General features: G+C 71.0%; 17 protein-coding genes. 16 read left to right on the top strand and 1 reads right to left on the bottom strand.

Annotation, left to right across the window (positions count from 1 at the left end; all coding sequences use genetic code 11):
- The first annotated feature begins 19 nt into the window (after positions 1-19).
- The 3 genes from OG622_RS32710 to OG622_RS32700 are packed head-to-tail and all read left to right on the top strand — an operon-like array spanning position 20 to position 2618.
- On the top strand, positions 20-553 hold the full coding sequence (locus OG622_RS32710; protein WP_371580221.1) for a PadR family transcriptional regulator: 534 nt from the start codon (positions 20-22) through the stop codon (positions 551-553).
- Complete coding sequence (locus OG622_RS32705) at positions 550-1263, top strand: ABC transporter ATP-binding protein (protein ID WP_371580220.1); 714 nt, start codon at positions 550-552, stop codon at positions 1261-1263. The genes OG622_RS32710 and OG622_RS32705 overlap by 4 nt, the downstream gene beginning before the upstream one ends.
- Positions 1260-2618 carry an ABC transporter permease gene (locus OG622_RS32700; protein ID WP_371580219.1) on the top strand — a complete coding sequence of 453 codons (1359 nt, stop codon included), beginning with the start codon at positions 1260-1262 and terminating at the stop codon, positions 2616-2618. The genes OG622_RS32705 and OG622_RS32700 overlap by 4 nt, the downstream gene beginning before the upstream one ends.
- Before the next feature lie 132 nt (positions 2619-2750).
- Here the strand turns inward: OG622_RS32700 and OG622_RS32695 are convergent, their stop codons facing one another.
- On the bottom strand, positions 2751-3854 hold the full coding sequence (locus tag OG622_RS32695) for a mechanosensitive ion channel family protein (RefSeq protein ID WP_371580218.1): 1104 nt from the start codon (positions 3852-3854) through the stop codon (positions 2751-2753).
- 315 nt (positions 3855-4169) lie between these two features.
- Between OG622_RS32695 and OG622_RS32690 the strand changes: the two genes are divergently transcribed.
- The 13 genes from OG622_RS32690 (at position 4170) to OG622_RS32630 (ending at position 21279) form a co-directional block, all read left to right on the top strand.
- Complete coding sequence (locus OG622_RS32690) at positions 4170-4706, top strand: HNH endonuclease (protein WP_371580217.1); 537 nt, start codon at positions 4170-4172, stop codon at positions 4704-4706.
- Positions 4707-4924: 218 nt separating this feature from the next.
- Positions 4925-5761: a hypothetical protein gene (locus tag OG622_RS32685; protein ID WP_371580216.1), complete on the top strand. Its 837-nt coding sequence runs from the start codon at positions 4925-4927 to the stop codon at positions 5759-5761.
- Between the two features lie 178 nt (positions 5762-5939).
- Positions 5940-7187, top strand: coding sequence for an ROK family transcriptional regulator (locus OG622_RS32680; protein WP_371580215.1), 1248 nt, complete (start codon positions 5940-5942; stop codon positions 7185-7187).
- A gap of 143 nt (positions 7188-7330) precedes the next feature.
- Positions 7331-8668: an ABC transporter substrate-binding protein gene (locus OG622_RS32675; RefSeq protein ID WP_371580214.1), complete on the top strand. Its 1338-nt coding sequence runs from the start codon at positions 7331-7333 to the stop codon at positions 8666-8668.
- A gap of 39 nt (positions 8669-8707) precedes the next feature.
- Positions 8708-9679 carry a carbohydrate ABC transporter permease gene (locus tag OG622_RS32670; protein WP_371580213.1) on the top strand — a complete coding sequence of 324 codons (972 nt, stop codon included), beginning with the start codon at positions 8708-8710 and terminating at the stop codon, positions 9677-9679.
- Positions 9679-10569: a carbohydrate ABC transporter permease gene (locus tag OG622_RS32665; protein WP_371580212.1), complete on the top strand. Its 891-nt coding sequence runs from the start codon at positions 9679-9681 to the stop codon at positions 10567-10569. Before OG622_RS32670 ends, OG622_RS32665 begins: the two co-directional genes overlap by 1 nt.
- 93 nt (positions 10570-10662) lie before the next feature.
- Positions 10663-11928 carry a 6-phospho-beta-glucosidase gene (locus OG622_RS32660; protein WP_371580211.1) on the top strand — a complete coding sequence of 422 codons (1266 nt, stop codon included), beginning with the start codon at positions 10663-10665 and terminating at the stop codon, positions 11926-11928.
- A 122-nt stretch (positions 11929-12050) separates the two neighbouring features.
- The gene (locus OG622_RS32655) at positions 12051-13007 is read left to right on the top strand and encodes an N-acetylglucosamine kinase (protein WP_371584293.1); all 957 of its coding nucleotides are present in this window, start codon (positions 12051-12053) and stop codon (positions 13005-13007) included.
- A 275-nt stretch (positions 13008-13282) separates the two neighbouring features.
- Positions 13283-14755 carry a hypothetical protein gene (locus OG622_RS32650; protein ID WP_371580210.1) on the top strand — a complete coding sequence of 491 codons (1473 nt, stop codon included), beginning with the start codon at positions 13283-13285 and terminating at the stop codon, positions 14753-14755.
- Between the two features lie 35 nt (positions 14756-14790).
- Positions 14791-15825 carry a glutamate ABC transporter substrate-binding protein gene (locus OG622_RS32645; RefSeq protein ID WP_371580209.1) on the top strand — a complete coding sequence of 345 codons (1035 nt, stop codon included), beginning with the start codon at positions 14791-14793 and terminating at the stop codon, positions 15823-15825.
- 67 nt (positions 15826-15892) lie between these two features.
- Complete coding sequence (locus tag OG622_RS32640; RefSeq protein ID WP_371580208.1) at positions 15893-17218, top strand: hypothetical protein; 1326 nt, start codon at positions 15893-15895, stop codon at positions 17216-17218.
- 128 nt (positions 17219-17346) lie between these two features.
- On the top strand, positions 17347-19959 hold the full coding sequence (locus OG622_RS32635) for a tetratricopeptide repeat protein (RefSeq protein WP_371580207.1): 2613 nt from the start codon (positions 17347-17349) through the stop codon (positions 19957-19959).
- A complete protein-coding gene (locus OG622_RS32630) occupies positions 19960-21279 on the top strand; it encodes a PP2C family serine/threonine-protein phosphatase (protein WP_371580206.1) in 1320 nt (439 codons plus the stop codon).
- The last annotated feature ends 52 nt before the right edge of the window (positions 21280-21331 follow it).

Raw genomic sequence — 21331 nt, 5'->3', positions numbered from 1 at the left:
TCAGTGCATACTGATCTCCATGAGCACCCGTCACATCCTGTTGGGCCTGCTCGCCAGTGGGCCGAGCCATGGCTACGACCTCAAGCGACGGCACGACGAACGCTTTCCGCAGGCCCGCCCGCTGGCCTACGGGCAGGTCTACACGACCCTGCAACGGCTGGTCCGCGACGGGCTCGCGGAGATCGACGGCACCGCGGCGGACAGCGGCCCGGAGCGGACGTCGTACCGCTCCACGGACAAGGGGGCCCGCGAACTGGCCGAGTGGGCCGGGGAGATCACGCCGCCCGCGCCGTTCGTCACGAACGAGATCTTCGCCAAGCTCGTCGTCTCGATCCTCGCCGACGGCGACCCGGCCGCCTACCTGCGGGCGCAGCGCACCGCGCACATGGCACGCATGCGGGAGCTGACCGCCGTGAAGACCGCGCCGGGTGCCGATCTCGCGACCGTGCTCGCGGCGGACTACGCCCTCAACCATCTCGACGCCGATCTCCGCTGGATGAACACCACCGCGGCCCGGCTGACCACCCTGACCGCGGAGGTCGACGCAGCATGAACGAGAAGAACCCCAGCCCTGTGCCGCTGCTCGCGGCCCGCGGCCTCGTGAAGGAGCACGGCAGGACGCGGGCGCTGCGCGGCACCTCGGTGGAGCTGGGCGAGGGCGAGATCCTCGCCGTCACCGGGGCCAGCGGCAGCGGGAAGTCCACGTTGCTGCACTGTCTCGCGGGCATCGTCCGCCCCGACGAGGGCTCGGTGGCGTACGCCGGGAAGCGGCTCGACCAGCTTCCCGAGAAGGAGTTGAGCGAGCTGCGCCGGACGGACTTCGGGGTCGTCTTCCAGTTCGGGCAGCTGATACCGGAGCTGACGGCCGTCGACAATGTCGCGCTGCCGCTGCTGCTGGCCGGCACGGCCCGCAAGGAGGCGCGGGAGCGCGCCGGTGAGTGGCTGGAGCGGTTCGGCGTGCGTGGGCAGGAGGAGCAGCGGCCCGGTGAGATGAGCGGCGGGCAGGCGCAGCGGGTGTCGCTGGCGCGGGCGCTGGTGACCGCGCCGAAGGTGGTGTTCGCGGACGAGCCGACCGGGGCACTGGACTCGCTGGCGAGCGAGCAGGTGATGGCGGCGCTGACGCACGCGGCCCGGGAGTCCGGTACGGCGATGCTGCTGATCACGCACGACGCGCAGACCGCGGCGTACGCGGACCGGGAGGTCACGCTGAAGGACGGGGTCGTGGCGTCCGAGGCCGACGCCGCGCTGGAGGTGACCCGGTGAGCACGCTGGCGAACGATCTCCGGCTGGCCGTCCTGCTGACGCGGGGCTCCGACCGGCGGGAGTGGTGGCGGGTGACGCTGACCGCCCTCGGGGCGGCCCTGGCCACCGGCTTCGGCATGGCGGCGGCCGCACTGGCCTCGCTGGAGGGCCAGTACAGCGTGCAGTTCGCCAGCGGGCTGCTGAACCACCCCGGCGAGCGCTCCGGGGTGATCGTCACCCTGCTGCTCCTGCTGGTCCCGGTGCTCGGGTTCCTCGGCCAGTGCACCCGTGTCGGCGCCATGCACCGTGACCGGCGACTGGCCGGGCTGCGGCTGGCCGGGGCATCGGCGGCCCAGGTGCGCCGGATCGCGGCGCTGGAGACGGCAGCGGCCTGTCTGGTCGGCTCCCTGGTCGTCACGGTCTTCTTCGTGCTGCTTCTGCTGGGCGTGTGGTCCAGCCCGCCCGCCCTGGCCTGGGTCGGCATCGCCCTGGTGGCGCTGGGGGTTCCGGCGCTGGGCGCGGTCGCGAGTGCGCTGGCGCTGCGCCGCGTGGTGGCCTCTCCGCTGGGCTGGGTGCGCCGGGTGCGGCCGAGCACGGGCCGTGGGCCCGGGTGGGTGTTCCTGGGCGCGGTGGCGCTGGTGGTGCTCGGGGCACTGCTCTTCGTCGCCAACACCAACCGCGACATGCCTGACCGTTCACCCAGCTACGCCCCGCTGACCATCTCCGGCGCACTGCTCGCGGTGGGCGCGGGCGCGGTGTGGCTCTCGGGCACGGTCTCGAAGCTCACCGGCCGACTGCTCGCCGCGCGCGCCGAGACCCCGGCGGTGCTGATCGCCGCCGAGCGGCTGCGCGACGACCCGTGGACCTCGGCCCGCACCCACGCGGCCGTCCTCATGGGGACCGTCGTGGGCAGCGGGTTCATCGGCATACGGCAAGGACTGCTCGCGGTGGTGAACGGCACCGACTACCTCGCCGAGAGGGCGTTCTACGTCACCGGGCTGAACCTGGCGGCCGCCGCGATCCTCGTCGGTTTCGCCATCACCCTTTTCGGGCTGGCCGTCGGCACCGCCGAGTCGCTCGCCACCCGCCGCCGGGGCCTGGCCGCGCAGGTCGCCGCGGGGGTGCCCTACGAGGTGCTGGGCCGGGCCCTGCTCCTGGAGACCGCCCTGCCGCTGGTGCCGTCGATGCTGGTGGCCGGGGTCGGGGGCACGGCGATCGCCATCTGGTACGCCCTGGTCGTGGGCGGCGTCTCGATCCTGCCGCTCGGGGCACTGCTCGTCCCCCTCGTGGTGTACGGGGCCTGTCTGCTGGCGGCGGCCACATCGCTGCCGCTGCTGCGCCGGTCGGTGCGTCCGACGGAGCTGCGGTACGCGTAGGGCCTCAAGACCGGGCGTCCCAGGAGGCACGGGGGTGTTCCTGGGCCGCCGGTAGGTGCGGGGGAGCAGTGGGGGCGCCCGGAGAATTCCGGGCGCCCCCACTGTCATGCACAACCGCTAACGCGCGTCGCGCTACTTCGGCGCCCCCGAAGGCGCGATCGGCGTAGCCCGCTCCGACTGCGGGGACGTGCTGGAGGCGTAGGCCGACGGGGGTGAGACGCCGGCCGACGGGTCGGCGTCCGGGTTGTCGGCCGCCTGGGCCGGAGCGCCGCCGACGATGGGGATGTCGGCGGCGTCGAAGGCCTTCTTGATGCGCCAGCGCAGTTCGCGCTCGACGGTGAGGGCCTTGCCGGGCATGGTCTTGGCGGAGACGCGGACGACCATCGAGTCCAGGAGCACGTCGTCGAGGCCGAGGACCTCGATGGGGCCCCAGAGAAGCTCGTTCCAGGGGTCCTCCTTGCTCATGGCCTCGCCGACCTCCAGGAGGGTGCGGCGGACCTTGTCGAGGTCCTCGTCGTAACGGACGGTGACGTCGACGCCGGCCGTGGCCCAGCCCTGGGAGAGATTGCCGATGCGCTTGACCTCGCCGTTGCGGACGTACCAGATCTCGCCGTTGTCACCGCGCAGCTTGGTGACGCGCAGGCCGACCTCGATGACCTCGCCGGAGGCGACACCCGCGTCGACGGTGTCGCCGACGCCGTACTGGTCCTCCAGGATCATGAAGACGCCGGAGAGGAAGTCCGTGACCAGGTTCCGGGCGCCGAAACCGATGGCGACGCCCGCGACACCGGCTGAGGCCAGCAGCGGTGCGAGGTTGATCTCGAAGGTGGCGAGGACCATCAGGGCGGCGGTGCCCAGGATGAGGAAGGACGCGACCGAGCGCAGTACCGAGCCGATGGCCTGGGAGCGCTGGCGGCGGCGCTCGACGTTGACCAGCAGACCGCCGAGGGTGCCGCCCTCCACGCCCGGCACGGAGCGGTTCATCCGGTCTATGAGCTTGGTGATCGCCCGCCGGACGAACACTCTCAGCACCACCGCTATCACCACGATCAGCAGGACGCGCAGACCGATGGCCAGCCATGTGGACCAGTTCTCCTCCACCCAGCTGGCGGCGTTGGTCGCGCTCTCCTGGGCGTCCTCCAGCGACGGCACCGCGGGGGTCGTCGACGTCTCCGAGGGGGACGGCGACGGCGTGGCGGCGGCCAGTAGGAGGGACAGGGAAGAAACGGACGACACGGCGGGTACCTCCAGGTGCGTTATCTGCCCTCCGGTGCGGCGGTCAAGATCCGTCGGGTCACGGATGGGTCACCGGACGGGCATGCCCACCACACTAACGGGGCATTGTGTGGAGGTCGTCGCCATGTTCGAGGGAGACAGGGCGCTCACCAGGGAGTGAAGGGAGCACGCGGCGGGGGATGTATCAGGGTGTGGTCGAAAACACTCCCAGCCCGTTACCGGGACATGGTGGCGCTTCCACCAGGCATGAGGGGAGACTGACTACGGATCGTCCACGGCGCGAGCCACGCGCCGCCGGCGTACAAGGAGGCATCCGTGCCGCACGTCCTGGTCCTCAACGCGTCGTACGAGCCGCTCGGTGTCGTACCGCTCCGCCGCGCGCTCGTCCTCGTCCTGGAGAACAAGGCGGTCGCCCTGGAAGAATCGGGCGCCTATCTGCACAGCGCGACCGTCACAGTCCCCGCACCCAGCGTGGTCCGGCTCAAGCGATTCGTCCGGGTTCCCTATCGGGGGCCCGTTCCTCTGACCCGTCGGGCACTGTTCGCCCGCGACGGGGGCCGGTGCATGTACTGCGGTGGCGTCGCAACCAGCGTCGACCACGTCATCCCGCGCAGCCGCGGGGGCAAACACGTCTGGGACAACGTCGTCGCGTCGTGCCGCCGTTGCAACCATGTCAAGGCCGACCGCCATCTCGTCGAGATCGGCTGGCGGCTCCGTCACAAACCCGCTCCGCCCTCGGGTCTGGCCTGGCGCATCATCGGCACCGGCCATAGGGACCCGCGTTGGCTGCCCTACCTGCAGCCGTTCGGCGCGGACGACGCGTTGGCCCGGATCGACGGCATCTCCGCCTGACGGTCCGGGTTTTTGCATGTCCGGGTTTTGCATCTCCGGGTGCCCCTCACGGGGGCACCCGGAGCGCTTGCATCCGCTTGACCTGCGCATTCATTACCGTCTTCACAGGTACCCCGCGTTCCCCACACAAGCGTGATCGCCTAGTGTCACTCCTACAGGGGGCGGGGCCCTTGTTCTGGAGCGAAACGCCCAGGGGCCCGCTTCGAATGTGGGGACTCATGCGCAAGCTCGCCATAGGTGCCGCCGTGTCCGGCGCCCTGGCTCTCACCGGCCTGGCCGCGCCGACCGCGCTGGCCGACTCGCCGGACCTGACCTTCGGCGCCATCACGGTCAACAGCGGCAAGCCGATCGTGGTCGGTACCAAGGCCAAGGTGACCGTGCCGGTCACGTACAGCTTCACCCGGCCGTCGGATCTCGCCATCGACTACAAGAACAACTTCCTGGGCGTCGCCCTCTACCGGGGCAGGCTCGCGGAGCCCGACAACTCCATCGAAAGCTCCTCCAAGAAGCCCACCTGCACGACGACGGCGACGACCGACACCACGGTGACCGAGTCCTGCGCGACGACGCTCACCATCGCTCCTCGGTCGTACCTCTACGAGGGCGCGGACGCGACCACCTGGAAGGCGGCCGCGTTCTACACCGACGTGGCGATCGACGAGGACGACTCCGACGACCACATCGGCTTCCACGTGGGGTCCGACATCTGGGGCAACCTCGGCACCGCCAAGCTCCAGCGGCTCGCGAAGGCCACCGTCAACGCCACCCCGGAGCCGGTCACCAAGGGCAAGACCCTGACCGTCAAGGGCAAGCTCACCCGCGCGGACTGGAACACCCGCAGCTACGCGGGCTACAAGGGCCAGAAGGCGACCCTCCAGTTCAAGGCCAAGGGCGCCCCCGCCTTCACGGACGTGAAGACGGTGACCTCCGGCACGGCCGGCGCCCTGTCCACCACGGTGAAGGCGTCGAAGGACGGCTCGTACCGCTACACGTTCTCGGGCACGTCCACCACCGCGGCCGTGACGTCCGCGTCGGACTACGTCGACGTGAAGTGACGTGAAGTGAAGTGAGATGAAACGGCACCGCCTTCCGCGGTGCCGACACCGCCCCCGGGTAACGACTCCGTTGCCGGGGGCGGTTTTTTGTTGGCCGGATATTGACGCTCATCTGGTCTAGTCCTATCGTCCTGGTATCCGACAGGAAACTTTCCTAACAGTTGACAGGTGGCGGACCATGGCAGGAACCCCCCGTGTACTGCGCGCCATGAACGACCGCGCCGCGCTCGACCTGCTGCTGGAGCACGGGCCGCTCTCCCGGACCCGGCTCGGCAGGCTGACGGGGCTGTCCAAGCCGACCGCCTCGCAGCTTTTGGCCCGCCTCGAAGCCGCCGGGCTCGTGATCGCCACGGGCACCGACACGGACGGACCCGGCACGGACGGGCCCGGCGAGAGCGGATCCGGGGCGGGCCGGCCCGGCCCCAACGCCCAGCTCTACGCGGTCGACCCGACCGCCGCGTACGCCGCGGGCCTGGACGTCACCCCCGAACGCGTCCTGGCCGCCGTCGCCGACATCACCGGCCGTACGGTCGGCGAGCACGCCGTCCCCACCCCCGGACGACGCCCCGCCGAACCCGTCGTACGGCAGGTCACCACCGCCCTCGACGGGGCGGTCAAGGCCGCCGGACTCGTCCGGTCCGACGTGCGCCGGCTGGTCATCGGCACGCCCGGCGCCTTCGACCCCAACACCGGGCGGCTGCGGTACGCCTCGCACCTGCCCGGCTGGCACTCCCCCGCCCTCCTCGACGAACTCGCCGCCGCGCTGCCGATGCCGGTGGAGTACGAGAACGACGTCAACCTCGCCGCCCTCGCCGAACAACGGCTGGGCGCGGCCAGGGGCCACGAGGACTTCGTCCTGCTGTGGAACGAGGGCGGTCTCGGCGCCGCCGTGGTCCTGGGCGGACGCCTGCACCGGGGATTCACCGGGGGCGCCGGCGAGGTCGGGTTCCTGCCGGTCCCCGGTGTGCCGCTGGTCCGCCACGTCACCAAGGCCAACAGCGGCGGCTACCAGGAGCTCGCCGGTTCGCAGATCATTCCCCGGCTCGCCCGTGAGCTGGGAATCTCTCCCGTACCGGAGGGGGCGTACGCCGAGGTCGCGGCGGCGCTCGTCGCCCGGGCCGCCGCCGACATCGACTCCGGGTCCCACCGACAACTTCTGGCCACCTACGCCACCGGGCTCGCCACGGGTATCGCATCGCTCGTAGCCGTACTCGACCCCGAACTCGTCGTCCTCAGCGGTACGGCGCTGACCGCCGGCGGCGAGCCGCTGCGGGCCCTTGTCGAGGCCGAGCTGGCGGAGCTGGCCGCGTCCAGGCCGCGGCTCGTTCTCGGTGACGTGCGTGAACACCCCGTGCTGCGGGGGGCGTTGGAGAGTGCGCTCGCCGCGACCCGGGACGAAGTCTTCGACACGTTGACGCTCCGCTGAATCGACCGCGTCACAGACCGTCCGAAAACTGCGGGCCGTTCGTGGCTGGTCGCGTCGCGCCCACGCGGCGGAGCCGCACATCGATACAGCCCCGCGCCCCTTCGGGGCACTTCACCTCATCCCTCTCCTCAGGAGGCCTCGCCATGTCCGGAATATCCAAGAAAGCGGCGATCGCGCTCGCCACCGCCGCCTCCCTCTCCCTCCTCGCCACCGCCTGTACCGGTGAGGCCGGCACCGCCGCCTCCGACGACCCGAGCGCCAGGACGACGATCACCTTCTGGCACGGGTGGAGTGCGCCCGGTGAGGTGAAGGCGATCCAGGCGAACGTGGACCGGTTCGAGAAGGCACACCCGAACATCACGGTGAAGGTCGTCGGGAACATCAACGACGACAAGCTCAACCAGGCGCTGCGGGCGGGTGGTTCGAACGGGCCCGACGTGGTGTCGTCGTTCACGACGTCGAACATCGGCAAGTTCTGTTCGTCGGGGGCGTTCCTCGATCTGAAGCCCTTCATCGACAAGTCGAAGCTCGATCTCGACAAGATCATCCCGAAGCCGATGCTGGACTACACCCAGTTCGAGGGCACCCGGTGCGCACTGCCGCTGCTGGGTGACGCGTACGGGCTGTACTACAACAAGGACGCGTTCGAGGAGGCGGGCATCAAGTCGCCGCCGAAGACGTGGACGGAGTTCGCGAAGGTCGCGAAGAAGCTGACCAAGGCCAAGGGCGACAGCTACTCGCAGCTCGGGTTCATGCCGAACTACCACGGCTACGAGACGGTCGTGGACCACTACATGTCGCAGTGGGACCACGCGTACTTCAACGCGGAGGGCAGGTCGAACATCTCCGAGGACCCGGCGTTCGCGGAGATGTTCACGTACCAGAAGAACCTGGTGGACTCGCTCGGCGGCTTCGCGAAGCTGGAGAAGTACCGCAACACCTTCGGCGACGAGTGGGGCGCCAAGCACCCGTTCCAGACCGGCCAGGTGGCCATGCAGCTGGACGGCGAGTGGCGGCTCGGGATGGCGAAGGACGCCGGGACCGACTTCGAGATCGGCACCGCGCCGATGCCCGTGGCCGACGACGAGGTCGACGAGTACGGCAAGGGCTTCCTCTCCGGCACGATCATCGGCATCGCCCCGCAGAGCCAGAAGCAGAACGCGGCCTGGGAGCTGGTGAAGTACCTGACGACCGACACCGAGGCCGTCGTCTCCTTCGCCAACGCCATCCACAACGTGCCGTCCACGTTCGCGGCCCTGAAGTCGCCCGACCTGACGGTGGACGAGGGCTTCCAGACGTTCCTGGACATCACCCAGAACACGCACTCGAACACCCCGCCGGCCTCCATCAACGGCTCCACGTACCAGACCACGCTCCAGGACTTCGGCTACCAGTACGAGTCCGGCAAGGTGACGGATCTGCACAAGGGTCTGGAGAAGACCGCGGCGCAGATCGACACCGACATCGCGCAGGCGAAGTAGCGGTACGGAATACCGGAAACGGAAAACGGGATCCGTCCTATGTCCACGCACTCCCCGCGCGTGACCCTCGCGTCCACGCACACGCTCCGTTCGAAGCGCCGCCGGTCGGCGCTTCGTACGGTGGCCTTCCTGTCACCCTGGCTGATCGGGTTCGGCGTCTTCTTCGCCTATCCGCTGGTGTCCACCGTGTACTTCTCCCTGATGAAGTACGACGGCTTCGGTACTCCGGTCTTCCGCGGCCTGGGCAACTGGTCCTACGTCTTCAACGACTACCCGCTGTTCTGGCCGGCCCTGCGCAACACGCTCTGGCTGGTCCTCGTGATGGTGACCTGCCGGGTGGCGTTCGGACTCGGCGTCGGCCTGCTGATCACGAAGATCAAGACCGGCGCGGGCGTCTTCCGCACCCTCTTCTACCTGCCCTACCTGGCGCCGCCGGTCGCCGCGACGCTGGCCTTCGTCTTCCTCCTCAACCCCGGGACCGGGCCGGTCAACTCCCTCCTCGAAGGGCTGGGCCTGCCGACGCCCGGCTGGTTCACGGACCCCGCCTGGTCCAAGCCGGCGCTCACCGCGCTCGCACTGTGGGGCGTGGGCGACCTGATGGTCATCTTCATGGCCGCGCTGCTCGACGTGCCGAAGGAGCAGTACGAGGCCGCCGAACTGGACGGGGCCTCGGCCTGGCAGCGGTTCCGGTACGTGACGCTGCCGACCATCTCGCCGATCGTGATGTTCGCCGTGGTCACGGGCGTGATCCAGACCATGCAGTACTACACGCAGCCCCTGGTGGCCGGGAAGGTCGCCTCCGGCATCATCGGCGGCTCCGGTCAGCAGTTCGAGCCGGGCTACCCGGACAAGTCGACGCTGACACTGCCCCAGCTCGTCTACAACCTCGGCTTCCAGCGCTTCGACTACGGCTCCGCGTGCGTGGTCGCCCTTGTGCTGTTCGCCCTGTCGATGGTGTTCACGGCGCTGCTGATGCGGCGCCGAGGCGGACTGATCGGAGCGGGTGACTGATGACCCAGGTACTCGACAAACCCGTACTCGTGGGCGCGCCGTCGGCGAGTGAACGCACCGCCCGCCGCCGGGCGCTGCTGGAGTGGATAGCCGTCCACTCCCTGGGCGTGGCCGTCGCGCTCTTCTTCACCCTGCCCTTCGTCTTCGTCGTGCTGACCTCGCTGATGAGCGACCAGCAGGCCCTCACCCGCGATCTGGTCCCGGACACCTGGGAGTGGGGCAACTACCGCCAGGTCCTCGACACTCCCGGCTTCCTGACCTGGTGGAAGAACACCCTGATCTACGCGGGACTCGGCACCGTCCTGACCGTCGTGTCGTCGATCCCGGTGGCGTACGCGCTCGCCAAGTTCCGCTTCCGGGGCCGCAATCTGGCGTTGATGCTGGTCATCTCGATGATGATGCTGCCGCCGCAGGTCGTCGTGATCCCGATGTACCTGTTCTGGGCCAAGCAGATGGACCTGTCCGGCTCACTGTGGCCGCTGATCATCCCGATGGCGTTCGGCGACGCGTTCTCGATCTTCCTCCTCCGGCAGTTCCTGACGACCATCCCGAACGAGTACCTGGACGCGGCGAGGGTGGACGGCTGCGGCGAACTGCGCACCCTGCTGCGGGTCGTCCTGCCGATGGCCAAGCCGGGCATCGCCGCCGTCGCGCTCTTCCAGTTCTTCTACGCCTGGAACGACTACTTCGGCCCGCAGATCTACGCCTCCGAGAACTCGGCCGCCTGGACGCTCAGTTACGGCCTGGAGTCCTTCAAGGGCGCGCACCACACCGACTGGAATCTGACCATGGCCGCGACCGTCCTGGTCATGGCCCCCGTGATCCTCGTGTTCTTCTTCGCGCAGAAGGCGTTCGTCGAGGGCGTCACCCTGACCGGCGTAAAGGGTTGATCCACGTATGCAGTGCTTTCCCGGGGGACACCCCCCGATCCCCCGGCCGCCGTCTCTCGGCGTAACCCGTGTCCTGAAGTCAGGGAGTCGTCAGTGAAGCTCACCGTGGTCGGCGGAGGGTCGACCTACACACCCGAACTCGTCGACGGGTTCGCCCGGCTCAGGGACACGCTGCCGATCGAGGAGCTGGTGCTCGTCGACCCGGCCGCCGACCGGCTGGAGCTGGTCGGCGGCCTGGCCCGGCGGATCTTCGCCCGCCAGGGGCACCCCGGGCGGATCGTCACCACCGGCGATCTGGACCGGGGCGTCGAGGACGCCGACGCCGTCCTCCTCCAGCTCCGCATCGGCGGCCAGGCCGCTCGTGAGCAGGACGAGACCTGGCCGCTGGAGTGCGGCTGCGTGGGCCAGGAGACCACCGGCGCGGGCGGCCTGGCGAAGGCGCTGCGCACGGTCCCGGTCGTCCTGGACATCGCCGAACGGGTCCGCCGTACCAACCCCGACGCCTGGATCATCGACTTCACCAACCCGGTGGGGATCGTGACCCGCGCCCTGCTCCGGGCCGGCCACAAGGCGGTCGGCCTGTGCAACGTGGCGATCGGCCTGCAACGGAAGTTCGCCGCGCACCTGGGGGTGACCCCGGCCGAGGTCCACCTCGACCACGTGGGCCTCAACCACCTCACCTGGGAGACCGGCGTCCGCCTCGGCGGCCCCTCGGGCGAGGACGTCCTGCCGACGCTGCTGGCCGGCCACGGCGGCACCATCGCCGCGGACCTGCGTCTGCCCCGCCCTGTCCTGGACCGTCTGGGCGTGGTCCCCTCCTACTACCTGCGCTACTACTACGCCCACGACGAGGTCGTACGGGAGCTGGCGACCAAGCCCTCGCGGGCCGCCGAAGTGGCCGCGATGGAACGGCAGTTGCTGGAGATGTACGCCGACCCGGCGCTCGACGAGAAGCCCGCGCTGCTCGCCAGGCGGGGCGGGGCCTTCTACTCGGAGGCGGCCGTGGACCTGGCCGCGTCGCTCCTGGGCGACGGGGGCAGCCCGTACCAGGTGGTGAACACCCTCAACCACGGCACGCTGCCCTTCCTGCCCGCCGACGCGGTGATCGAGGTGCAGGCCGCCGTGGGCAGGCAGGGGGCGGCACCGCTGCCGGTGCCGGCCGTGGACCCGCTGTACGCGGGCCTGATGGCGAACGTGACCGCGTACGAGGACCTGGCCCTGGACGCGGCCCTGCGCGGCGGCCGGGACCGGGTCTTCCGGGCGCTGCTCTCCCATCCCCTGATCGGGCAGTACGAGTACGCCGAGGCCCTCACCGACCGGCTGCTCGCACACAACCGGGAGCACCTCGCGTGGGCGTGAGCGACGAGGTGAGCGACGAGGTGAGCGACGGCGCGAACGACAACGTGCGCGCGGGTTGGGACGCGGGCGGGCGTACGGGTTCGGACATCGGCGTGCGCCGGCGCGACGGCGGGCGCGGGAGTGTGCTCGCCGTCGACGCGGGCAACAGCAAGACCGACGTCGCCGTGATCGCGCCGGACGGGGAGGTACTCGGCGCGGCGCGCGGCGGCGGGTTCCAGCCGCCGGCCGTGGGCGTGACGCCGGCGGTCGACGGCCTCGCGGAGGTCGTACGGCAGGCTTTCGCCGAAGCCGGGGTCGGCTCGGTCGACCATGTCTCGGCCTGTCTCGCCAACGCCGACTTCCCCGTGGAGGAGGAGCGGCTGGCGGCGGCGCTGCGCACGCGCGCGTGGGGCACGACCGTCGAGGTCCGCAACGACACCTTCGCCATTCTGCGGGCCGGCGTGGCCGAACCGCGGGGCGTGGCCGTGGTGTGCGGAGCCGGCGTGAACTGCGTCGGGATGCGCCCCGACGGCCGTACCGCCCGTTTCCCGGCGCTCGGCCGCATCTCCGGGGACTGGGGCGGCGGCTGGGGCCTCGCCGAGGAGGCGATGTGGCACGCGTCGCGCGCGGAGGACGGCCGGGGCGGCCCCACGGCCCTCGCCACCGCGCTGCCCGCGCACTTCGGCCTGGACTCCGTGTACGCCCTGGTCGAGGCCCTGCACCTGGAGCACATCCCGGCGATCCGCCGCCACGAACTCACCCCGGTCCTCTTCGCCACGGCGACCGCCGGCGACCCCGTGGCCCGTTCCCTGGTGGACCGCATGGCCGAGGAGGTGGTGGCCATGGCGACGGTCGCCCTGACCCGCCTCGACCTCCTCGGGGAGGAGACCCCCGTCCTCCTCGGCGGCGGTGTCCTCGCCGCCCGGCATCCCCTCCTGGACGCCCGGGTCCGCGAGGCGCTGGCGGCCGCCGCGCCCAAGGCCGTCCCCCGGGTGGTCACGGCCGCTCCGGTGCTGGGCGCGGCGCTGCTCGGGCTCGACCACTTGGGGGCGCCGAAAACCGTGCACGCGCGCGTGCGGGCGTATTACGAAGGAGGGTGAGCCGACGGCCCGTGCCACCCCCGATCTCCCCCTCGAACGCGTTCGAACCCCAGGGAACCGAACCCGACCGAAGTGCGTATTCATGGGCAGGGGGTGGTGCGGAGGGCCTTGTGCTGCGCCGGAATTCGACAAGCGCAGCACGTACGGACACGATCGGGGAACAAGATCGAGTCAAGGTCTGTGCGTTGTCAGTCCCGACGGCGATACTTGCGGCCGTGCACCTCTGTCCGTGCGAGCGGGCGGACGTGACGGACGGATGACCAGGGGGAGGTCAGGTGACATTCACGCCGGAGGGCAGCACGGCACCGACGGCACCACCCGCGGGCCCGGGCCCGGCCGTGCCGCCACAGGCCTCGCACCCGCCGAGGCCCCCCGTGCCGTCCCCGGACCCGCACGGCGGCCCGCCCCGCCGGACGGCGTTCGCGGAGGGCGTCGACCAGCTGCGCGCCGCCGCGACGACCGAGCCCGGCCGGCTGCGCATCATCGGCGCCGTCCTCGCCCTCCTGGTCGTCGTGTTCGGCTCCGTCACCGCCTGGCAGATGAACGACCGCTCGGCCGCCGCCGACGACGTACTGCACGGCAGCCAGCCGCTGAGTTCGGCGGCGGCGGAGATCTACAGTTCCCTGGCCGCCGCCAACACCGCGGCCTCCAGCGGATTCCTGGCGGGCGGGCAGGAGACCGAGGAGTCGCGCGAGGAGTACGAGCGGGAGATGCGGGAGGCCGCGAAGCAGCTGGCCCTCGCCGCGACCGCGTCGGAGGCCGGCTCCGAATCCGAGGAACGCATCGCCAAGCTGAACGCCCTGCTGCCCGAGTACAAGGGCCTGGTCGAGCGGGCCCGCGCCAACAACCGGCTGGGCTACCCGCTGGGCGGCGCCTATCTGCGCTACGCGAACGACAAGATGCAGAAGATGCTCGAAGAGGCGCAGAGCATCTACGACAACGAGAACGAGCAGCTCCGCGACGACTACGCGGACGCCACGTCGTATCCGTGGGCCGCGATCGCTCTCGGCGTCCTCGCCATCGGCGGCCTCGTCTGGGCCCAGCGCCGTAACTACCAGCGAACGAACCGGGTGTTGAACCACGGTCTCGTCGCGGCGACGGCCGCGTCGGCCGTCGTCCTGCTGTGGCTGGCCGGCGGTCACACCCTCGCCCGCTCGGGACTCAACGACTCCTACGACAACGGTGTGCGGTCCCTGACCGTGCTGAACGACGCGCGCATCGCCTCCCTCACCGCACGCGGCAACGAGAACCTGACCCTGATCAGCCGGGGCGCGGAGACCACCGAGAACGCCAAGGGCGACAGCGTGGACAAGTTCGACTACGCGTTCGAGGCCAGTATGGCGAAGCTCAAGAAACAGCTGGCCGCCGCCGAGCGGGTCGCCGACGACGCCGGTGGCGAGAAGCCCCTTCAGGCCGCCGGCGCCGGCATGGAGGAGTGGCAGGCTCGGCACAAGAACGCCCGCGCGGCCGACAACAAGGGCGACTACCAGTGCGCTCTCGCCCAGGTGATCGGTGGCAAGTCCACAGCCGCCTGCGAGAACGGCGACAAGCCGACCGGCGAGTGCTTCGACCAGGTCGACAAGAACCTGGGCATCGCGAGCGTGTACGAGGCGAAGGAGTTCGAGCGAGCAGCCCAGGACGGCCGCGACGCGATGCTCGGCCTCCCCGTGGGCGCCGCGGTGCTGGCCGTGATCGGCGCGGCGGGCGCGGTGCTCGGCATCGGGCGCAGGCTTTCGGAGTACCGGTGACGGCGGCGGGAGGAGGCGCGGTGGAAGGGGTCGCGATGAATGCGGTACGACGCCTGCGGGCCGGTCTCAGGGGCTGGGGCGGCGTGGGCGCGATGGCGGTCCTCTGCGCCCTGGCCGTGGTCTTCGCCCTGGTGCTGCCGGTGAGCGGGACACGCGGCGACGGCGTCACGGGCAACGGGGGCCAGGGGGTCACCCGGGGAACGCAGGCGCGGGCGGACGACTGCAAGAAGAAGGGCGACCCGCAGAACCGGAGCCTCAGCCCCTCCTCGGACCAGTCCGGCAAGACGATTCAGCGGATCAGGGACAAGGACTACATCACGGTCGGCGTCGACCAGAACAGCTTCCGCTGGGGCTACCGCGACCCGAACAGCACGAACGACGACGCCCAACTGGAGGGCTTCGACATCGACATCGTGCACCGCATCGCCAAAGAGATACTCGGCAACCCGGACAAGGTGCGCCTCAAAGCGATTCCCACGAACCAGCGCATCACCGCCCTCCAGAAGGGGACCGTCGACATGGTGGTCCGCACCATGACGATCAGCTGCGATCGCATGGCGGAAGTCGCCTTCTCCCAGCCGTACTTCAAAACCGGGCAGCAGGTCCTGGCCCCCAGGTCCTCGACGATCAAGGGCTACGGCAAGACACTGGCGGACAAGAGGATCTGCACGGCGGCCACGTCCACGGCCCTGTCCGCCCTTACAGCCGGCAAGGACTCGGGCCAGGTACCCGCCTCCACCGACATATCCCTGCAGGTCCCCAACCAACTCGACTGCCTGGTAAGGCTCCAGCTCGGCGAGGTCGACGCCGTGGTCACCGACGGCGCCCTCGCCGCGAGCCAGGCGGCGCAGGACCCGACGGTCGATCTGAAGGGTGAGCCGTTCACCACCGAGTACTACGGCGTGGCGATGAACCTGGAGGCGGATGATCTGGTACGCCGGGTCAACCAGGTACTGGTGGACTATCTCAAGGACGGCTGGCAGGACTCGTACACCACCTGGCTGTCCGCCACGATGGTGGGGAACGCGGAGAAGTCCCGGCCGCCCTCCCCCCAGCAGTACCGCGACTGACGCGGCAGGACCGACGTACGAGGACCGCGTTCAACTGACGTACACCGACAGCAGCGAGAGGTGATCGATGGGCGTCGCGGGATCCACCGGGCCGGTGATGGACCGGGACGAGGTGGACCGTGCGCTCGCGCGGCTCGGGGCGGAGCACGAGGCCATCGAGACCTCGCTGCTCGCCCTGCAGGACCACGCGGGTCGCAGACTTCTCGAAGGCGCCGCGCTGACCGGCATCACCAAGGAACGCTGGACGTCGGCGGACGCGTCGATCACGCTGCTGTGGGCGTACTTCGACGCATACGCGGACGCGCTGCGCTCCGCCCGGGAGATCCGTTCGCGGCGCCGCTGGTCCAGCCGCGAGGACCTGGTGGACCTGACCGAACTGCTGCGCGGTGAGGCGGTGACGGTCGCGGGCAGTGCCACGGCGATGGCGAACGCGCCGACGCTGCAGGGCGCGAGCCGGCTCAGCGAGCAGTTCTCGCTGGTCACCCTCGTGGACCGGATGAACGACCTGTACGCGTCCTCGCTGGACATGGTCGTGGCCGCCGACGCGGTGTGGTCCGCGCTGCCCGCCCGGATCGATCTGCTGGCCGCCGAGCTCCAGCGCACCCGCCAGCTCGCGCACTCCGTCGGTGTACGTCCCGGCGAGCACCCGGCAGGCGACGACCTGGAGCGGATCACCCGCACCCTGACCCGGCTCCGCGAGCAGGTCATCTCCGACCCGCTCGCCTTCTGGGTCCCCACGCCGGGCAGTTCGGCGCCCGGCGGCGGCCGACCGGACACCACGACGTACGACCGTGAGGCGCGTGCCCTGGAGGACGTACGGCGGGAGATCGACGCCGTGCTGACGGTCCGGCAGGACGCGGAGTCGCGGCTGCTGAAGCTGCGGGACGTGCTCAGCCGCGCGGACCGAACGCTCGCCGAGGCGCGCAGCGCGCGCGGTGAGGTGCTGGCGAAGATCGCCGCGACCGAGGTGCCCGTGGTGAGCGGCCCGCCGACCGTGCTGCAGGAGCAGTTGGCGATGGCTGCGGAGTACCGCAGACACGCGCAGTGGCACCGGCTGTCCCCGCTGCTGGAGTCGTTGGAGCAGAAGGCGGACGACGAACTGCTGCGCGCCCGGGAGTCGTTGACGGCGGTCACCGCGCCGCTGGCGGTCCGCGCGGAGCTGCGCGGCCGACTCGACGCGTACAAGGCGAAGGTCGCCCGGCACGGCTTCGCGGAGGACTCGCTGCTGATCGAGCGGTACGACGCGGCGCGGCGCATGCTGTGGAGTGCCCCCTGTGACCTGCGCGTGGCCGAGATGACGGTGCTGCGCTACCAGCAGGCGGCCGCCGAGTTGCTGGGCCAGTCGGTGCCGGCCCGGCCCGCGCCCCAGGACCGGAGGGAGGAGGAATCGTGAGTGGGACGAACGAAGGCCTGACGAACGAAGGCCTGACGAGCGAAAGCCAGGCAGGCGAAGGTCAGACAGGCGAAGAGGCTCCGCAGCAGTCGTGCCAGCGGCCCGGTTGCTCGGGATCGTACGAGGACATGGGCGGCGGCGAGCTGTACTGCGACACCTGCGGTCTCGCGCCGGTCGTCTCGGCGAGCGGCATGGTCAACTCCCCGCCCACCGGCATCACCGGAGGCGGCAGGGGCTCACGCGGCTCCGGTTCCAGCAGTTCGCGCGCCTCGCGCTCGTCCGCGCGCTCCTCGCAGTCCCGGCGCTCGGTGTCCGGGCGGCTCTCGCGCGCCCTGTCGGGCAGGACGACGGGCCGTTCGGTGTCGGTGCGCAGCTCCGGCAAGACCGCCGGCTCCTCGGGGCGGGCCCGCCTCGGTGTCGGTCTCGTGCAGGTCCCGGATGTGCCTCGTCCGGACCCCCGCGCGATGGTCCTGGAGACCGCCGAGGTGCCCGAGCGCAAGCGGTTCTGCTCGCGCTCCGACTGCGGGGCGCCGGTCGGGCGGGCGCGCGGTGAGCGGCCGGGGCGCACGGAGGGCTTCTGCACCAAGTGCGGCCACCCGTACTCGTTCGTGCCGAAGCTGCACTCGGGCGACATAGTGCGCGGCCAGTACGAGGTCGTGGGCTGTCTCGCGCACGGCGGCCTGGGCTGGGTCTACCTGGCCATCGACCGGGCGGTGTCGGACCGGTGGGTCGTACTGAAGGGCCTGCTCGACACCGGCGACCAGGACGCGATGGCCGCAGCGATCTCCGAGCGCCGCTTCCTCGCCGAGATCGAGCACTCCAACATCGTCCGCATCTACAACTTCGTCGAGCACCTCGACCAGCACACCGGCTCGCTGGACGGGTACATCGTCATGGAGTACGTCGGCGGCAAGTCCCTCAAGGAGATCGCCAACGACCGCCGCACGCCGGACGGCCGCCGGGACCCGCTCCCGGTCGAGCAGGCGTGCGCGTACGGCATCGAGGCGCTGGAGGCGCTCGGTCACCTCCACAGCCGCAACCTGCTGTACTGCGACTTCAAGGTCGACAACGCGATCCAGACCGAGGACCAGCTCAAGCTGATCGACATGGGCGCGGTGCGCAGGATGGACGACGACGAGTCGGCCATCTACGGCACGGTCGGCTACCAGGCACCCGAAGTCGCCGACGTGGGCCCGTCGGTGGCCTCCGACCTGTACACGGTCGCCCGGACGCTCGCGGTCCTCACCTTCGACTTCCAGGGCTACACGAACGTCTTCGTGGACTCCCTGCCCGACCCCGACAACATCGAGGTCTTCCGCCAGTACGAGTCCTTCTACCGCCTGCTGGTCCGTGCCACCGACCCCGACCCGGCCCGCCGGTTCGCCTCCGCGCAGGAGATGTCGGAGCAGCTGACCGGTGTGCTGCGGGAGGTCGTCTCCCTCCAGACGGGCCGGGCGCGACCCGCCCTGTCCACGATCTTCGGCCCCGAGGTGAAGGTCACGGACACGGAACTGTTCGCGAAGCTGGACAGGGATGTGTCCCGGCTGGGGACGCGGGTGATTCCGGTGGCGAAGGGCCTCCGGCGAGGCACGGTGGCGACCGCCCGGAACGGTGGTTCGGCTTCCGCTCCACCTGCCACGAACGGAGGTTCACCTTCCGCTTCGCTCGTCGGAAGCGGAGGATCGCCTTCCGGTACGCCCGCTCCGCTGACCGGCGGCGCGGCCGTTCCCGTCCGGCTCACCAGGGAGCTCGACACCGCCGCCGCGGCCCTCGCGCTGCCCGTGCCGCGCGTGGACCCGGGAGACCCGAACGCCGGGTTCCTGGCGGGGCTCATGACCTCCGCGCCCACCGAGCTGATCACGGCGCTGCACTCGGCCCCCAGCGGCTCACTGGAGCTGCGGCTGCGCGAGCTGCGGGCCCGGCTGGAGATGGGCGAGTTCACCATCGCCCTGGCCACCCTGGACGCCCTGGAGCGGGACCACCCCGACGACTGGCGGGTGGTCTGGTACCGGGGCGTGACCGCGCTCGCCACAGGCGACCACGAGAACGCCGCGCTGTCCTTCGACGCGATCTACGACGCCTTCCCGGGCGAGCCCGCCCCCAAGCTGGCCCTCGGTCTGTGCGCCGAGGTGCTCGGGCAGCTGGACAACGCCGCCGAGTACTACCGCCTGGTGTGGACGACCGACCCCAGCTTCGTCAGCACCGCGTTCGGGCTCGCCCGGGTCCGGCTGACCGCCGGGGACCGGCAGAACGCCGTGCACACCCTGGAGTCCGTACCGGAGGCGTCCATCCACTACACCGCCGCCCGGGTCGCCGCCGTACGGGCGCGGCTCAGACACCGTACGGAGGCGACGCTCGGGTCCGGGGCCGTGCTTCCCGGGGCCGTGTCGCCCGGAGCCGCTCCGTCCGGGAGCGTGCCGGACACGCCGTTCCTGGACGACCTGACGGCGGCCGCCGGGCAGGTCGAGGCGCTCGGCGGGTACGGTCTTGACGCGGTGCGCCGCGAGCAGTTGTCCACAGAGGTCCTTGGCTGCGCCCTGGACTGGGTACTCTCCGGGGGCCAGGGTGCCGCGCCCCCGGCCGGCGGTCGGGTGCTGCTCGGCAGCGCGCTGGACGAGCGCGGCCTCCGCTTCGGACTGGAGCGGTCGTACCGCACACTGGCCCGGCTCGCCCAAGGCGGCGAGGAGAGGATCGACCTGGTGGAACGTGCCAACCGTTACCGCCCCCGGACGTGGGTGTAGTTGATGTCGCAGATGCCCCAGCCGACCGCGCTGACGAAGTGCCCGATCTGCGAGTGGCCCCTCGCCTCGGACGACCGCTTCTGCGGTGCGTGCGGCCATGACCTCTCGGCGGTGCCCGCACCGCCGGAGGACCAGCCGACCGTCACCCTGAACGGGACGACGGGTGACGCGCCCGACGAGGCCACGCCCGTGGACTGGCCCCTCGCCTCCCAGCCCAGCACCGACACGCCCCCGCCGGTGGTCCGCCCCACCGACATCCCGGGCACCGACTCCGGCGGCGGCGAACTGCCCGGTCCGGGGCGGGGCGTACGGTTCGACCGGCCCCGCGAGCCCGACGAGTACCCGCTGGCCGCGCCCCAGCCGCCGGATCCGCGCACCGCCGACCTCGCCACCCCGCCGGCCGGCACGAAGGTGTGCGTGGCCTGCCGCGCGGGCCATGTCGACCGGGACGGCTACTGCGAGAACTGCGGGCACGCCCAGCCACGCGAACGTGACCACATGGAACTGGAGTTGGGCGCGGTGGCCGCGGTCAGCGACCGAGGCCTGCGCCACCACCGCAACGAGGACTCGTTCGCGATCTCCTCGACCGCGCTGCCGGACGGCTCCCCCGCGGTCGTCGCGATCGTCTGCGACGGCGTGTCCTCCGCGACCCGCCCCGACGACGCCTCGCTCGCCGCGGCCCGCGTCGCCAACGAGACCGTGCTGGACTCGCTGCCGCGCGGCACCCATCCGCAGCAGGCGTTGCACGACGCGATCGTCGCCGCCGCAGCCGCCGTCAACGCCCTGGCGGAGGAGCCGGAGACGGCCCAGGAGCACGCCCCGCACCAGAACGCGCCGGCGTGCACCATCGTCGGCTCCGTCGTCACACCGAGCCTGCTGGTCGTCGGCTGGGTCGGCGACAGCCGCGCCTACTGGGTCCCGGTGGACCGGAGCGCACCCCCGGCCCGGCTCACCGAGGACGACTCGTGGGCGGCACAGATGGTGTCCGCGGGACTGATGAGCGAGGCCGAGGCGTACGCCGACGAGCGCGCCCACGCGATCACCGGCTGGCTCGGCGCGGACGCGTACGAACTGGAGCCGCACACCGCTTCCTTCAAACCGGACCGGCCGGGTGTGGTGGTGGTGTGCACCGACGGACTGTGGAACTACGCGGAGGCCGCCGAGGAGATGGCCGAGGCCGTGCCCCTCGACGCGGCCGAGCGACCGCTGCACTGCGCGCAGGTTCTGGTCGGCCGGGCCCTCGACGGCGGTGGCCACGACAACGTAACAGTGGCCGTCCTGCCGTTCCCGGCCCCTCCTCAGGGGGCAGGATCGGCCTGAGACTGCTCGCGGGCGGGGTGTCCGCGAGCGTCCCGGCGGCCGGACGGGAAGG

Origin of the sequence: Streptomyces sp. NBC_01314, assembly GCF_041435215.1 — a bacterium.
In the GTDB taxonomy this organism is placed as follows: domain Bacteria; phylum Actinomycetota; class Actinomycetes; order Streptomycetales; family Streptomycetaceae; genus Streptomyces.
This window is presented reverse-complemented; position numbering and strand designations above follow the sequence as displayed.